This window comes from Pirellula sp. SH-Sr6A (assembly GCF_001610875.1).
GTDB lineage: Bacteria > Planctomycetota > Planctomycetia > Pirellulales > Pirellulaceae > JBKCUI01.
This window is the reverse complement of the sequence record NZ_CP011272.1, coordinates 300,184-314,393: the sequence shown is the minus strand read 5'-3', so window position 1 is coordinate 314,393 and position 14,210 is coordinate 300,184. Positions and strand designations below refer to the sequence as shown.

The 14,210-nt window shown below is 55.3% G+C and carries 9 protein-coding genes and 1 pseudogene; 7 read left to right on the top strand and 3 right to left on the bottom strand.

Annotation, left to right across the window (positions count from 1 at the left end; all coding sequences use genetic code 11):
- The 4 genes from VN12_RS00965 to malQ all read left to right on the top strand — a co-directional run bounded on the left by VN12_RS00965 (position 1) and on the right by malQ (position 6,368).
- A complete protein-coding gene (locus VN12_RS00965; protein ID WP_146675074.1) occupies positions 1 to 2,181 on the top strand; it encodes a hypothetical protein in 2,181 nt (726 codons plus the stop codon).
- A gap of 164 nt (positions 2,182 to 2,345) precedes the next feature.
- A complete protein-coding gene (locus VN12_RS00960; RefSeq protein WP_146675073.1) occupies positions 2,346 to 3,086 on the top strand; it encodes a hypothetical protein in 741 nt (246 codons plus the stop codon).
- Between the two features lie 243 nt (positions 3,087 to 3,329).
- Positions 3,330 to 4,727: an asparagine--tRNA ligase gene (gene asnS / locus VN12_RS00955; RefSeq protein ID WP_146675072.1), complete on the top strand. Its 1,398-nt coding sequence runs from the start codon at positions 3,330 to 3,332 to the stop codon at positions 4,725 to 4,727.
- Positions 4,728 to 4,757: 30 nt separating this feature from the next.
- Entirely contained in the window at positions 4,758 to 6,368 is a 1,611-nt protein-coding gene (gene malQ, locus VN12_RS00950; RefSeq protein WP_146675071.1) for a 4-alpha-glucanotransferase, read from the top strand.
- Positions 6,369 to 7,079: 711 nt separating this feature from the next.
- Here the strand turns inward: malQ and VN12_RS00945 are convergent.
- Genes VN12_RS00945 through VN12_RS00935 form a run of 3 tightly spaced genes read right to left on the bottom strand, consistent with a single transcriptional unit; the run spans position 7,080 to position 10,100 of the window.
- Positions 7,080 to 8,321 (bottom strand): MlaD family protein, encoded by a 1,242-nt coding sequence (locus tag VN12_RS00945; RefSeq protein ID WP_146675070.1) that lies wholly within the window; start codon positions 8,319 to 8,321, stop codon positions 7,080 to 7,082.
- Positions 8,322 to 8,349: 28 nt separating this feature from the next.
- Positions 8,350 to 9,234: an ABC transporter ATP-binding protein gene (locus VN12_RS00940; protein ID WP_146675069.1), complete on the bottom strand. Its 885-nt coding sequence runs from the start codon at positions 9,232 to 9,234 to the stop codon at positions 8,350 to 8,352.
- Complete coding sequence (locus VN12_RS00935) at positions 9,234 to 10,100, bottom strand: MlaE family ABC transporter permease (RefSeq protein ID WP_146675068.1); 867 nt, start codon at positions 10,098 to 10,100, stop codon at positions 9,234 to 9,236. The genes VN12_RS00940 and VN12_RS00935 overlap by 1 nt, the downstream gene beginning before the upstream one ends.
- A gap of 198 nt (positions 10,101 to 10,298) precedes the next feature.
- Here VN12_RS00935 and VN12_RS00930 point away from each other — a divergent pair, with 198 nt between their 5' ends.
- The 3 genes and pseudogenes from VN12_RS00930 to ilvD all read left to right on the top strand — a co-directional run bounded on the left by VN12_RS00930 (position 10,299) and on the right by ilvD (position 14,206).
- A complete protein-coding gene (locus VN12_RS00930; protein ID WP_146675067.1) occupies positions 10,299 to 11,360 on the top strand; it encodes a RimK family alpha-L-glutamate ligase in 1,062 nt (353 codons plus the stop codon).
- Between the two features lie 253 nt (positions 11,361 to 11,613).
- Positions 11,614 to 11,982 (top strand): annotated as a pseudogene (locus VN12_RS00925) (endonuclease domain-containing protein); the annotation flags it as partial.
- A gap of 541 nt (positions 11,983 to 12,523) precedes the next feature.
- The gene (ilvD, locus tag VN12_RS00920; RefSeq protein ID WP_146675065.1) at positions 12,524 to 14,206 is read left to right on the top strand and encodes a dihydroxy-acid dehydratase; all 1,683 of its coding nucleotides are present in this window, start codon (positions 12,524 to 12,526) and stop codon (positions 14,204 to 14,206) included.
- The last annotated feature ends 4 nt before the right edge of the window (positions 14,207 to 14,210 follow it).

The following is a 14,210-nucleotide window of genomic DNA, read 5'->3' as shown; positions in this document are numbered from 1 at the left end:
ATGACGATCGAGATCGGTACTTCCCATGCGTTGACGAAGGCAAAGTCGAAGCCCCATTCGCTGCGCCTTCGCACGGATCTCAAATGGAAATCGGTCGATTCCCCTCAGGGGGCGATTTGGATCGCGGTTCACCCATGGACATCGGAGCAATTCCGATGCTCGCGCGATGAATATTTTCTATTGCAGAATCTCAATCGGACGGACTCGATCGACGAGTTAGTGGCCTTGTATCGATTGGCTCACCGACCCAATCAAATCCACGCATCGACCATCGAATCGTTCCTAAATCGATGCTTGCGTCTCGGCATCGTTCATACCACTTTTCCGCATGGTCGCGGGGCGGTTACCGGCGCGACCTACGACCTTTCCACCGCAAAATCGAGCGGTTGGATCCTTCGGTTTTGCCGATTCTTTGTTTCGTTATTTCAGATGAAGCTTCATATTGGGGACCCTTCCCTAATATTGCGACCCCTGGGGCCTGTCAGCCGTTTCTTTTTTGGGCCGGTGGGATGGATGGCCTTCGCATGTGTTGCCACGGTCGGGGGCGTGACGGTGTTGTTGCGTTGGGAGACCGCTGTCGAGCAGTTGCCAAGTTGGGATCTGCTTCGGTCTCCAAGGAACTGGATCGGGTATGGGGTGGTCTTTTTTGCGACCCGCTTGGTTCATGAACTTGGTCACGCATTGGCCTGCGTGCGGTACGACATCCGTGTGCGAGGGTTCGGATTGCTTGGAAGTTTTGGGATGCTCTGTCCCTATGTCGATATCTCCGAATCGTGGCAGTGCCCGCGGGTTCATCAGCGGATGATCATTGCGATGGGCGGAATGATTTTGGAATGTTGGTTGGCAGCAGTCGCCGCGATCGCGTGGGGATTTACCACCTCAGGACCTTTGAATTTGATTGCCTTCCAAGTCATGATTGTCTGCAGCGTGACAACATTTTTGTTCAACGCTAATCCATTCATCAAGTATGACGGTTACTACGTGATGAGCGATTGGTTGGGGCTTCAAAATCTACGAGAGCGTTCGTGGAATGCGTTTGATGGATTGTGGCGCGGGAGTGTGGGGGAAGATGCTCGTCAAACCTTCCTGCTCGCCAATTACTTTGTGCTCTCGCTGGTGAACCGTTCGCTATTGCTATTCGGAGTTGCCTGGATCTCACTGCACATCGCTGCGGATTGGGAGGTAGCGGGATTGGGGCTAATCGTACTCACGCTTTACGCGATCTGTCAGCTGCTGCTCGCGGTTTCCCGTTGGCAAGCAATCGCTACGGAACAGCGCGGTGGGATAAGGCTGCAATGGATGGGGTGGGTAGCGGTAACGCTGCTGTGCGTTTATTCCGTCACGACTCCTATTCCAACTTTTGTACAAACAACCGGATGGATTCGAGCGAAGGAAACGAAACCAATCTTTGCACCCGAGAGCGGCCGCGTCCATTTGCTCGATGAAGCACTCCCGCACGAGGACGTAGAAAAGGGAGTCCCCGTTTTTCACGTCAAGAATCTAGCGTTGCAGAAGGAATACAATCGCCTCAAAGGCCGTTGGATCGTCGCCGCAGGGGAATTAGCAGGAGCAAAGCGAGCCGCGTTTCATAACTCGGAAGCGTTGGAATCCCTGTCGCATCTGGAATCCATCCAGAAGGTCCTCGAAACAGAACTCCTCGAGCTCCATGCGAGGTTGGAGAAGCTCGTAGTCGCAACACCCCATCCAGGCGTCTTTCGCTTGGCATCGCATCACGCATCGTCAGACGATCCAAACGCTCGACAGCGAGCGCAGGGCAAAGAGGACTATCGGCTTCGGTCTGATCTGCAAAGCGGTGAGTTCGTGGAGAAGGGATCGCTGTTAGGCTGGATCGAGTCCGTTCAGGTGGAGGAAATCGAGTGCTATTTGTCCGAATCCGAAGTTGCTCAATTGCAGGTCGGGTTGCGGGCCAGAGTTCGGTCGTTGCAAGCGCCTTCTCGATTGCTCGCTGCGCGCGTGACCGAAATCGATACCGTAGCGAGCGACGTCGCGACATCTTCGGGAGCCAATACGATGCCGTTGTTTCGGGTACGACTCTCGCTTGATTCGCCGATGCCGGAAGCGATGGGAGACGCGACCGCGGAGATTCTGTTCCTTTGCAAAGAGGAATCGCTACTCCATCAAGGATTGGACTTCTTCTTCCGACAAGCTCGACTGCGTTAGCATTGCTGTCATTTCGGTGTGGGAAAGATTAACGACTGCGTCATGATTCGGACGGCCAATGCAGTTTTGAGTTGAAAACCTGTTGTGCGTGATGAAGGGATCCTTCGGGTGTTGCCGAAGAAAGCTCGTAAGTCGACCGCCAACGCGCGAGTGTTGGTACCCCTATGGTCGACTTTTTTGAGCACAATAGACGAGGTGGGATGATGTCGCAGCCAAGGCCATTGACGATGCAACGAGGGTTGATCCGAAGCTTTGTTCTTGTCGGGTTGCTTCACACCAATGTCGCTTGGGGCCAGGACTCCGGTGTGAGCATTCTCTTTGGCAGTGGAACCGTCCCGGCGCAGCAAGTCTCTGCGAAGGTACAAGAGTCCGCGTCCTCGACCGGTACTGTGCAAGAAGCGTCACCGCAAGAAGGAGGGCCACGGCAAGCGGAGGATCGAGGTCCGATCGTTCTTCCGCCACTCCCTACGCGAAACCTTTCTATCAGCGATATCGGGACCGGCAAGCTGCCGGACGATTTGGTAGAGGGGCGTCTTCCGGAAATGCAAACTCTTCCGTATGGTCCTGATCGGAAGTATGGATTGGTCGGGTTGCAAAAGAATTGGACCGCGCCGGTGATTTGCCATCAGCCTTTGTACTTCGAGGACACGATGCTCGAACGCCATGGCCACGAGCGTTTTCCGAAGCTGACGCCGATGCTCTCGGGAGTCCGATTTTTCACTGGCGTCGCGACGTTGCCGTACCAAGCCTATTTGCATCGCCCGCTGTCGGATCATCCCAATACCGGGCACTTCCGACCCGGCAGCGCCGCTCCTGGCATCCGCGAGCGAGCTCCGTATGACAAGGGCGCTCTTCGCTTCCAGATCCTCACCACCGGCGCTTCCCTGGTCGCTCTCCAGCCTTGAGAATAAGTGGCGAGGGGCGGAGGTGCGAGCGGGGAGCGGGGCGACAGCCTTTTCCTGAATAGATACCTCACCTAGGTGATGAGTCCGTTCCTGGTGATCGAGTCCAGCGGGTCTCGAAGATGGCTGCTCATTTTCTAAGGTTCTTCGCTAGAATACGCGGGTCATCGAGTGGGCCTAGCCGTGCCGATAGAGTGGGTGGCGGTGGGCGGTCTCTTTTGGTTTTGACCTGGATGGTAGCAACACATGAACAGCAACTGGATTTCGGTAAGCAAGGCTCGCGACGCGCAGGCGATTGGATCGATCGCACAAGTTCGAGGGTGGGTAAGGACTCGGCGCGATAGCAAGGGAGGCTTTAGCTTCATCGAGGTCAACGATGGCAGCTGCTTTGGCAATCTCCAAATCATCGCGGACAAAACTCTACCCAACTACGAGAGCGACATCCCCACTTTGACCGTTGGGAGCAGCGTGATCGTTACTGGGGAGATCAAGGCAAGTGCTGGGCAGGGGCAAGCGACCGAGTTGTTCGCGCACGAAGTTCGAATTCTTGGCACCGCGAGCGCCACAGACTATCCGCTTCAGAAAAAGCAACACACGTTTGAAAAGCTTCGGGAGTGGGCGCATCTCCGACCTCGCACGAATACGTTCGGTGCTGTCACTCGCGTACGCAATCGGCTCAGCCATGCGACACATGAGTTCTTTCAAAAAGAGGGATTCGTCTACATCCACACTCCGATCATCACCGCGAGCGATTGCGAGGGAGCGGGTCAGATGTTTCGTGTCACCACCCTTCCGCTCGACAACCCTCCGACGGTGAATGGCAAAGTCGACCATGCTCAGGATTTTTTTGGCAAGCCATCGTTCTTGACGGTGAGCGGACAGTTGGAGGGAGAGGCGTATGCGACCGCCATGGGAAAGATCTACACGTTTGGTCCCACCTTTCGAGCGGAGAACTCTAACACATCACGGCATTTGGCTGAGTTTTGGATGATCGAGCCTGAGATGGCGTTCTTCGAGCTCGCAGACAATATGGACTTGGCCGAGCGGTATTTGAAGTTCATGTTGCACGCGATCTTGCACGACTGTCATGAGGACATGGACTTTTTTGAGAAGCGAATCCAGCCTGGTTTGCTCGAGGCGCTTCGTTTGGTTCTGGAAAAGCCCTTTACCCATCTTTCCTACACGGAAGCAATTGACATTTTGCAGGGTAGTAACGAGAAGTTTGATTATCCAGTTGCATGGGGTATCGATTTGCAAGCGGAGCACGAACGATATATTACGGAGAAGCATGTTCGTGGTCCGGTGATTCTCTACAACTATCCAAAAGAGATTAAGTCGTTCTACATGCGGCTCAACGATGACAACAAAACCGTCGCAGCCATGGACGTTCTCGTTCCTGGTGTCGGGGAGATCATCGGCGGTAGCCAGCGTGAGGAGCGGCTTGATGTTTTGACCTCTCGTATGGAAGAGGTTGGATTGAAGGCAGAAGATTATTGGTGGTACTTGGATCTACGCCGCTTCGGTACGGTCCCTCACGCGGGATTCGGACTGGGGTTGGAGCGGATGGTCCAATACTCCACAGGGATGGCGAACATTCGCGACGTTATTCCGTTCCCGCGGACTCCCGGGAATTGCGAATTCTAGATCCGCTGGTCCCGAACTTTTCCAAACTGCATGACAAGTCTCTTCGCTCGGTCGAGTGGGTTGATCCTCCATATCACATCGCTACCGGTCTTCACGGTGCCTCACGGCAATGAGCTACCGGGGAGCGATGGAGTTTGGGCAGCGGGGGATGTCGGTTCGGGAGATCTAGGTCCCAGCGCCTACGAATTCGTACGGTTTCTGGCTGCCGCGGGCCAGAAATGGTGGCAGGTCTTACCGTGTGGACCGACCGGCTATGGCTTCTCGCCTTATCAATCTCCCAGTGCCTTTGCGGGCAATCCTCTCTTCGTCAGTCCGGCACTTTTGGTCCGAGATGGATTGCTCAAGTTGGAGGAATGGCACGATGCTGCGAGCCAACATCCTCAAGATTTACCGAAGGATCGCGTGCAACTGGAGCTATCCGCGAGCAAGCGGATGGAGTTGCTTCGAATCGCGTTTCGCCGATTTCAGAATCAGAGACATGATCTCCACGGAGAGTTCGATGCGTTTCGCCACCACCATCGAGCTTGGTTAGAAGATCACTGCCTCTTTACGGCGTGCAAAATTGCCCACCAAGACCAATCGTGGGTGTCGTGGGAGCAACCTCTGGCGCGTCGCGAGCACCACGCCATCGCGGCTTGGCAGGACAAGCTCCGTGTGGCGATCGAGTTCGAAGCGTTCATTCAGTACTTGTTCGACAAGCAGTGGCTTCAGTTGCGGCATTACGCCAAATCCCAAGGTGTCCAGTTGATCGGTGATATTCCGATATTCGTCGCCATGGATAGCGCGGACGTATGGTCGCAGCAGCATTTGTTCGAGTTGGACGATTTCGGAAATCCGACCGTCGTAGCGGGGGTCCCCCCCGATTATTTCTCTGCCACCGGCCAGCGATGGGGCAATCCTCTCTATCGATGGGATGTCCATCGGCAGACGCAGTACGATTGGTGGATGCGTCGGTGCAGTCGTATGTTAGAGCAATGCGATCTCATTCGGATCGATCACTTCCGTGGATTCGAAGCGTATTGGGAGATTCCGTCGCATATGTCGGATGCCCGGGTTGGTGAGTGGAAGCCGGGGCCGCGCAACGATTTCTTCGAGGTCATGACGCAGTACTTGGGTGGTGGCGAGTTGCCGGTGATCGCTGAAGACTTGGGGTTCATAACTCAGGAAGTGCATGACTTGCGGGATCGGTTTCATTTTCCTGGGATGCGCATCATTCAGTTTGCGTTCGGAGCGGGCGATAGCAACTCGCTCGATCTTCCCCACAATTATCCGAAGCACTGCATCGCTTACACGGGGACGCACGACAATGATACGGTCGTGGGTTGGTTCAACAGCAAAGAGGGAGAGGGAAGCACCCGCACCCAAGAAGAGATTGATCGTGAAAAATCCTTTGCGTTGCGTTATTTGAATTGTTCTCCTGATCAGATCCATCTCGGGATGATTCGCTCGATTTGGAGCAGTGTCGCGACCATGGCGGTGGCACCTGTGCAAGACGTGCTGGGGCTCGATGCGCAGTCGAGGATGAATACCCCGGGAACGTCGGTGGGCAATTGGACTTGGCGATGTCCACCGAATGCGATGGACCCCCCATCGGCCGCTTGGCTTGTGGATATCACGGATGTGTATGGGCGGAAGCTTTAGCCTTAGAACGGGGTCCTCTTTTGTCCTGAAGGGACTTAAGCCATTAGCCGAGGGTTGAGCGTTAGCGACACCCCCGGTGGATTGAGCATGGTTGAGGCATCTCGACGTGATGCAAGACTTGACGGAACTCGTTGCCATAGGACGAACCGAGAACGCGCCGAATTCCTCTTGTAGGACGAATGACAACAGCTCGTTGGACGGATCTTTAATCCCTTCGGGATAGGAGAAGGCGCGGAGGGTACCGGGGGTATCGCTTGCGCTCAACCCCCGGCTACAAGCTTTGATCCTTTCAGGATCTATGGCGCATGCAAACGATCGATCGATTCGTAACGCTCTCGCGGGTGTCGTTTCACTCAAGCGTCGTCTGATGGCAGAATCGGCGGGATATTACCTTGGGAGAGGTTTCTTGGTTTGCGCGATGCGTTAGGCGATCCAGATCTGTTGAGGACAACAGATCGACAATGTCGAACGGTCGTCCTCGACCGTTCTAGCGCTAAAATCCACCACTCTATCGACCAAACCACCTCTCCCCCCAGGCCCTCCAGCCAATCGCTCGTGGGAAAGGTTCTTAACCGGCGCGATGCGTTAGGCGATGCAGATCTGTTGAGGACAACAGATCGACGCGGGGGACCGTGGGAAAGGTTTCTTGGTTTGCGCGATGCGTTAGGCGATGCAGATCTGTTGAGGACAACAGATCGACGGAGTGGGGGGTTACTTAAGACCGGTACCGAGGGTTCGTCCGCTGAGGGCGCCGCGGACACCGATTTGGCCAGGGTCGCGAGCTACTTTATCGGTAAAGACTCGAACGTCGTCGACAATGGGTTGCAATCTCGCCGTGATCGCTTGCACGTTCTCCGATGCTGCTTGGATATTTCGCAATGTCGCCGTGGCTTGGTGATACAGTTGTGGATTCTCGACCAATTGTGCGATGGTGCCATTGCTGTTGTTGAGTTTGTTCGCGAAGACGCGAAGGTCGCGTGAGAGCATGTCCAAATTGCCCAGCAGATTCGTAGCTTGGGAAACGATCACGTCGCTGTTTTCTTTGATGGGCTCCGTAATCTCCGCGATGTTGGCGATCGCCACATTCGCATTGTTGACTGCTTCACGGACGTTGGCGCCGATTCCTTCAAACTCTTTCCCTAGGCCTTCGAGGCTCCCGCTGAAGGTCTCAAAGCCTTTTAGGGTCCGCTGGGTTTGCGCCAGCGTGGATTGTGCTTCCTTGAACACATCGGGCAGGAGGTTCAAGCCGCGCGCGACGGCATCGGCGATTTTGGCTTCTTCGATTTGCGTCGCTACTCGATTGATAGTTCCGACGGTCGAATTGATGTTGTCCAAAGTGGATTGGGCGGAGTCCGCCAAATTTCGAATCGGACCAGTTCCGGTCCCCAAAGCTTCTTGAATCGTGGCTGCGATTTCTTCAAAGCGCTCGAAGGCCGGGCCGACTGCAGCCAGCGCCTCCTGCGGATCCTTGGCCACTTCACCGCCGTACGAGTAGTACAGATCGGGCACAGTCCCCTGCGACTCCAAGCGTTCCATCTCGTCCAAGATTCCGTCTTTGGGCGTCCCGACACTTCCATCGAATCGTTTCAGAAGCGAATCTTGGGTAGGTGATACAAACTCGATCGCCGCATCCCCGGTGATGAGCGATTCCGAGACGATCATAGGCATCTCAAGTCGTTGAATCGGAAATTTCTTTTCCAGTTCCAACGTCACATCGACACCTTCGAAGCCGGGGCGGAGGTAGACATTCGAGACCCGCCCGATGAGAACACCTGATTTGCGAACAGGCGTATCCACCTTCACCTTCGGAGCTCTCGGGAAGTTGATCGTGACACGATACCGCTCCACCCAAAACGCGGGTACGGCGCCGAAATAGGCCACCAGCATGATGCCGATGATCGCGGCAGCCAAGACGAGGACTCCAACGCTAAATCGATAGTTGTTTTCTTCCATGATTTCGATCGCTCTCGTGGTTCGGGCGTTATCGGGGAGCGGCAAGAGGATTGAGGGAATCCAAATCCCCTCGGCCTTGCTGCCCCAACATCTCCATCAATCGTTCGCCAGCTTCTCCCGTAACAAATTGCTTCACACGTCTATCGCGAGTGAAGTCCAGTTCCGAGGGTGGACCGTCGAACAGTATCTGACTCTCACCAGGTTTCAAGCGTGAATACGGATAGAGCATGATGATTCGATCCGCAACTTTTCTCGCGGAGTGCATGTCATGGGTTACGACGATGCTGGTGACTTCGTATCGCTTTCGGGTGCGCATCATCAGTTCGTTGATGACATCGCTCATGATCGGATCCAAGCCCGTGGTGGGTTCATCGTAAAGGAGTAGGTCTGGCTCGAGGATTAACGCCCGGGCCAAGCCGACTCGCTTTCGCATTCCACCCGAGAGCTGCGAAGGTTTCTTGGACAAAACGTTGTTCGGCAATCCGACTTCATTGAGACGTTGCTGGATCAGCTGGCGTTCCGATTTTCCATGCGGCATTCCATGTTGTCGGATGGGAAAGGCGACGTTTTGTTCGATGGTCATACTGTCGAACAACGCGGCATTTTGAAATACGAATCCAAATCGCTTGCGAAGCGCGGTCATCGCATGTTCATCCAGTGACTGAATGTCCTGGCCATCAAACTCGATCGTGCCGCGCGTAGGCCGAATGAGTCCCACCAGGGACTTGAGCAACATCGTCTTCCCGCAGCCGCTTTCCCCAATAATCGCAACCGTTTGGCCTCGAGGGATCGAAAGCGAAATGTTGTTCAACACGATCTGCTTCCCGAACTGCAAAAACAGTTCGCGGGTCTCAACCAATGGCTGAGACCCTCGTGTGGCAGTCGCTAGGTTTGTGAGCAAACTCTCGTCCATTAAAACAGCTTCGATCTTCCTGGCCAAAGGGCGAAGTCAATCGCATTGAGCATCAAATTCATAATGATATCCAATGCCAGAATCATCACAAAACTTTGCACAAACGCAGTTGTAGCTGCACGCCCGACCCCGTCAGCACCAGGCAAGCAATGGAACCCATGGTAGCAGCTCACCACGGCAATGATCGCTCCGAAGATCACGCTCTTGAAGATCCCCGAGAAAAGATCGTATCCGTCGACAAACTCACGGCTGTTTTGTAAGTACTGCGCGTGATCGATGCCCAAGACGATCACGCTATGAAAATAGCCGCCCACAATCCCCATGAAATCGGCCATGATGGTCAGGGCTGGAATCAAGAGGACGCAGGCCAGAAAGCGGGGAACCACCAGATAGTGAATCGGATTAGCTCCCATGCTGATCAGTGCATCGATTTGTTCGGTGACTCGCATTGTCCCGATCACGGCCGCCATCGCACTACCCACTCGTCCCGCGAGCATGGTCGCGGCAAGGACCGGGCCGAGCTCCCGAACCAGGGACATGTTGATGACCGCCCCAAGCCGGCTCTCCATTCCCATGTTGCGAAACTGCTCATAGCTATGAATGGCCAGAACCATGCCAATAAAGGTTCCGGTCAAGGCGACGACGGGGAGGCTCAAAACGCCTACCGCATAGAAATTGGGTAGCAGCGTTTCTTTTTTAGGCTTGGCCGAGAACATCCAGCCCAACATCTGCCAAGCGAAGAGCGAGATATCGCCGAGCGTGGAAATGGCACCGATCACGACCCCACCCCAGGCGGTTGCAAGCCGCACAAAGCTCTGTTTCAGCCTCTCGAGGAGAGGATTGGGACGGGATTCCGCTGGCGCCATACATCTCGTATCGAGCAGGCAAGCCGCGTAACTTGAGACGACTTTGACGATTGTGCCAATTTTTCGGGCCTTGCCGCCCCGCCTAGTCCGTGACCCGTGCGTTCGTCGCTTCCGCTATAGGTTCAGGACATGGGTGGCGCTCCAGGGGCAGGACATGGGTAACACGTTAGGATAAATACAAAGTCCAAGAAGACCAGGATGCGGGAAGGTTTAAGACTCGTCGTGCTGGAAAAGGTGGCCGCGACGATGGCCGTGACGCAGCGGGTGGTCCGAGAGCGGCTTGCAAAGCGGGCGACCTGCCGGTATAGCTCATGCAGTGACGACGCTGGTCTGATTATTCCCCTTGCTGCAATTTCCAACCGACCCATGACTTCCATCCGATGCGCGTTCTTGACCAAACAGCATGGCCTCTATGCCGGTCAAGACGATCCGCTGCTGGCAAATGCCCTGGAGCAACGCGGCTGGTCGATCGAAGCGGTCGACTGGAAAGACAAAGAGGTCGAGTGGGAGGAGTTTCAATGTGTGCTGATTCGCTCTCCTTGGGACTACTACCTGACGCCGGATTTTTTTCTCGATCGGATCGCAGAGATCTCCAAGCGGTGCGGCAGGTTGCTTCACCCGGAATCGATCATTCAAGCGAACATCCACAAGCGTTACTTGACCCAACTCGGGCGTTTTCAAGATTGGGTGATTCCAACCGAGATCCTTGCCGCCGAGAATTTGTCGGGTGTGGATTGGAATGGACTCGTTCGCCGATTCCGTGCCGATCGTTTGATCCTCAAGCCGGTGGTGAGCGCGGGAAGCTTCCGAACATTGGCAATCCATCACAAGGAGCTTGAGCAGCAACTCCCAGCCATCGAAGCCACGTTCACGAAAGAAGACGTGATCGTTCAACCTTTTTTGCCCACGATCTGCGACGATGGGGAGCACTCCCTCGTATTCCTGGGAGGGGAATATTACCACTCGATCCTCAAGCGTCCGAAGTCCGGGGATTTTCGAGTTCAAGTCCAGCATGGTGGCATCTACAAGCGCTGGGAGCCAGACCCATGGCTCGTCGCTTCGTCTCGCGTGTTGCTGGAGCAATTCCAGCCCCATACGCTTTACGCGCGATTGGATTGGGTCCGCAATCCCGATCCCGATAGCCCAATCCCGTACTTGCTCATGGAGATCGAAATGATTGAGCCCGATCTTTACCTTCGATTCACCGAGCGAGGCATCGAGCATTACGCCGATTTGATTGTGAAACGAATGGATCCTTGATTCCCGTCCCTCGCGGCTCGCTACTCGCTGCTCATTTTCTCCGTTCTCGGCCCCCCTCGCCCCGCTTCGGGGAGAGGGGCGGGGGGGTGAGGGGTTGAGTGCTGAGAGAGTATGAGAAAGTTTCCAACGTGATTCAAGGTCTTGAAGTGCTATCGGATTCAATGGAATCGAAGAGAGACTCAGTCCCATGAAACGCAGCCGGTCGAGGTCCAATGAAGCAATCGAATTTGCACAAAGCTAGCGTCGAACATCCAACGAATTTACGACAAATGTTTGGCAATGGATTCGCAATCGCCAGATTCAGGGATTGAAGTTCCGTCGTGAATATCCCATTCCACCTTACACCGTGGATTTCGGTTGCGTGGAGCAGAAGCTCATTATTGAGATCGATGGCGCAAGTCATTTCACCGAGGATGGGTTAGCTCATGATCAGCATCGCGATCGATTCCTGCATGCGCGAGGGGTTAGAGTCCTTCGTATACCTGGTTATGCGGTGATTGGGGAAGGTCGCGAAGTGATTCGAGCGGTTGAAGAGTTTGTGAAGGTACCCAACCCCTCACCCCCAGCCCCTCTCCCCGAAACGGGGCGAGGGGAGCAGAGGACCGGGGGGAATAGCGAGTAGCGAGTAGCGAGTAGCGAGTAGCGAGTGGCGAGAAAGAAGAGAGGCGGGAGCGAGAGCAAATGTAGAGCCGTCGTCTCGACGGCTTCCCCCGCTCGCACCCTACCGGCCCATCGACCAGGCCTAGACGGCGTAGCGAGAAAGAAGAGAGGCGCGAGGCAGGAAGGGAAGGCAGTGTCGAACAGTCGTCCTCGACTGTTTTTGCGAGAAGGAAGTAGCTGCCGGGGCTAGGCAGCATTTCCCGGTCGGCCTGTGTAGTAGCCGTTTTCCAAACGGCGTTCTATGTTCGAACTGTTCTCCGAACGGTATTCAAAGGGGAGTGCTCCAGCGAGTCAACGTTAAACGGGCCGGTCGATTCGCCGGTAGTGTGGAGACGGGGGAAACAGTCGAGGACGACTGCTCGACACTAGGGCTGCCACCCCTCCCGCCCCTCGCCTCCCGCCCCTCGCTACTCGCTACTTCATTTGTGGTTACCAATCCCTGGCGCGGAAACTACAATCGTTGCGATAGTACGCTTCAAACCCTCCAGCCCTCTCTGAACGCAATGACCGCATCTAACTTGAACAAATATTCGTCCCGCATCACGCAGCCCAAGAGCCAAGGGGCGTCGCAAGCCATGTTGTATGGCACCGGGATGACACCGGAGGATATGAACAAAGGGCAAGTTGGGATCGGGAGCGTTTGGTACGAGGGGAATACCTGCAACATGCACCTCCTGGACTTGGGCCTCAAAGCCAAGAACGCGGTGGTGGCGGAAGGGTTGGTCGGAATGCGATTCAACACCGTCGGGGTGAGCGATGGAATCAGCATGGGGACCGAGGGAATGTCTTACTCCCTGCAGTCTCGCGATCTGATCGCCGACTCGATCGAGACCATCATGGGTGCTCAGTGGTACGATGCCTTGATCGCCATTCCTGGTTGCGACAAGAACATGCCGGGCTGTCTGATGGCCATGGGCCGATTGAATCGCCCGTCGCTCATGATCTATGGGGGGACGATTCGTGCTGGCAAGTGGAATGGGACCTCGCTCGATATCGTTTCGGCATTCCAGTGCTACGGTCAATATTTGGCAGGTCAAATCGATGAAGAGACGCGTGCCAGCATCGTTCGCAACTCGTGCCCCGGTGCGGGAGCTTGCGGTGGGATGTATACCGCCAATACCATGGCATCGGCCATCGAAGCGCTCGGTATGGCGCTCCCCTATTCGGCTTCCATTCCTGCCGAAGATCCCGCCAAGATCGACGAGTGTGCGCGAGCGGCCAAGGCTATCAAGCTTCTCATGGAAATCGACTTGAAACCTCGCGACATCATGACTCGCGCCGCCTTTGAAAACGCCATGGTTGTCGTGATGGCGTTGGGGGGCAGCACCAATGCAGTCCTTCACTTGATCGCGATGGCTCGCAGTGTGGATATCGATTTGACATTGAAGGATTTTCAGAACGTCAGCGATCGCGTTCCTTTGTTGGCCGACCTCAAGCCTTCTGGCAAATTCGTCCAAGAAGACTTGCACTCCATCGGCGGCACCCCTGCGGTGATGAAGTTCCTTCTCAAGGAGGGTTTTCTCGACGGCAATTGCATGACCGTCACGGGAAAGACGCTGGCCGAGAACATCGCCCCCCTTCCCGAGCTCAAACCGGGACAGAAAATTGTCCAACCATTGACCAACCCGATCAAAGCGACCGGGCATATCCAGATTCTATTCGGCAATCTCGCGCCCGAAGGCGCCGTTGCGAAGATCACTGGTAAAGAAGGACTTTTGTTCGAAGGCCCCGCTCGATGCTTCGACAGCGAAGAGCTGATGCTCGAAGCCCTGGAACAAAAGAAGATTCAAAAGGGTGATGTCATCCTCATTCGCTACGAAGGTCCCAAGGGAGGCCCCGGGATGCCGGAAATGCTCACCCCCACCTCGGCCATCATGGGAGCTGGATTGGGGTCCGATGTCGCGCTCCTGACCGACGGGCGATTCTCGGGTGGATCGCACGGGTTCATCGTTGGACACGTCACGCCGGAAGCACAAGTCGGCGGACCTTTTGCACTGGTTCGCGACGGCGATATCGTCACCATCGACGCCGAGAAGAATTTGCTCCAAGTTGCCGTATCCGATGAAGAAATGGCGAAGCGAAAGGCCGAGTGGAAGGCGCCACCTTTGAAGGCAACTCGTGGTACACTGTACAAGTACATTAAGAACGTGAAGAGCGCCAGCGAAGGCTGCGTCACGGACGAATAGCCCT

What these genes read in the sequence shown, in the direction of transcription:
- VN12_RS00965 (WP_146675074.1), top strand. Translation starts at nt 1, where the DNA reads ATGACGATCGAGATCGGTACTTCCCATGCGTTGACGAAGGCAAAGTCG.
- VN12_RS00960 (WP_146675073.1), top strand. Translation starts at nt 2,346, where the DNA reads ATGGTCGACTTTTTTGAGCACAATAGACGAGGTGGGATGATGTCGCAG.
- asnS (WP_146675072.1), top strand. Translation starts at nt 3,330, where the DNA reads ATGAACAGCAACTGGATTTCGGTAAGCAAGGCTCGCGACGCGCAGGCG.
- malQ (WP_146675071.1), top strand. Translation starts at nt 4,758, where the DNA reads ATGACAAGTCTCTTCGCTCGGTCGAGTGGGTTGATCCTCCATATCACA.
- VN12_RS00945 (WP_146675070.1), bottom strand. Translation starts at nt 8,321, where the DNA reads ATGGAAGAAAACAACTATCGATTTAGCGTTGGAGTCCTCGTCTTGGCT.
- VN12_RS00940 (WP_146675069.1), bottom strand. Translation starts at nt 9,234, where the DNA reads ATGGACGAGAGTTTGCTCACAAACCTAGCGACTGCCACACGAGGGTCT.
- VN12_RS00935 (WP_146675068.1), bottom strand. Translation starts at nt 10,100, where the DNA reads ATGGCGCCAGCGGAATCCCGTCCCAATCCTCTCCTCGAGAGGCTGAAA.
- VN12_RS00930 (WP_146675067.1), top strand. Translation starts at nt 10,299, where the DNA reads ATGCGGGAAGGTTTAAGACTCGTCGTGCTGGAAAAGGTGGCCGCGACG.
- ilvD (WP_146675065.1), top strand. Translation starts at nt 12,524, where the DNA reads ATGACCGCATCTAACTTGAACAAATATTCGTCCCGCATCACGCAGCCC.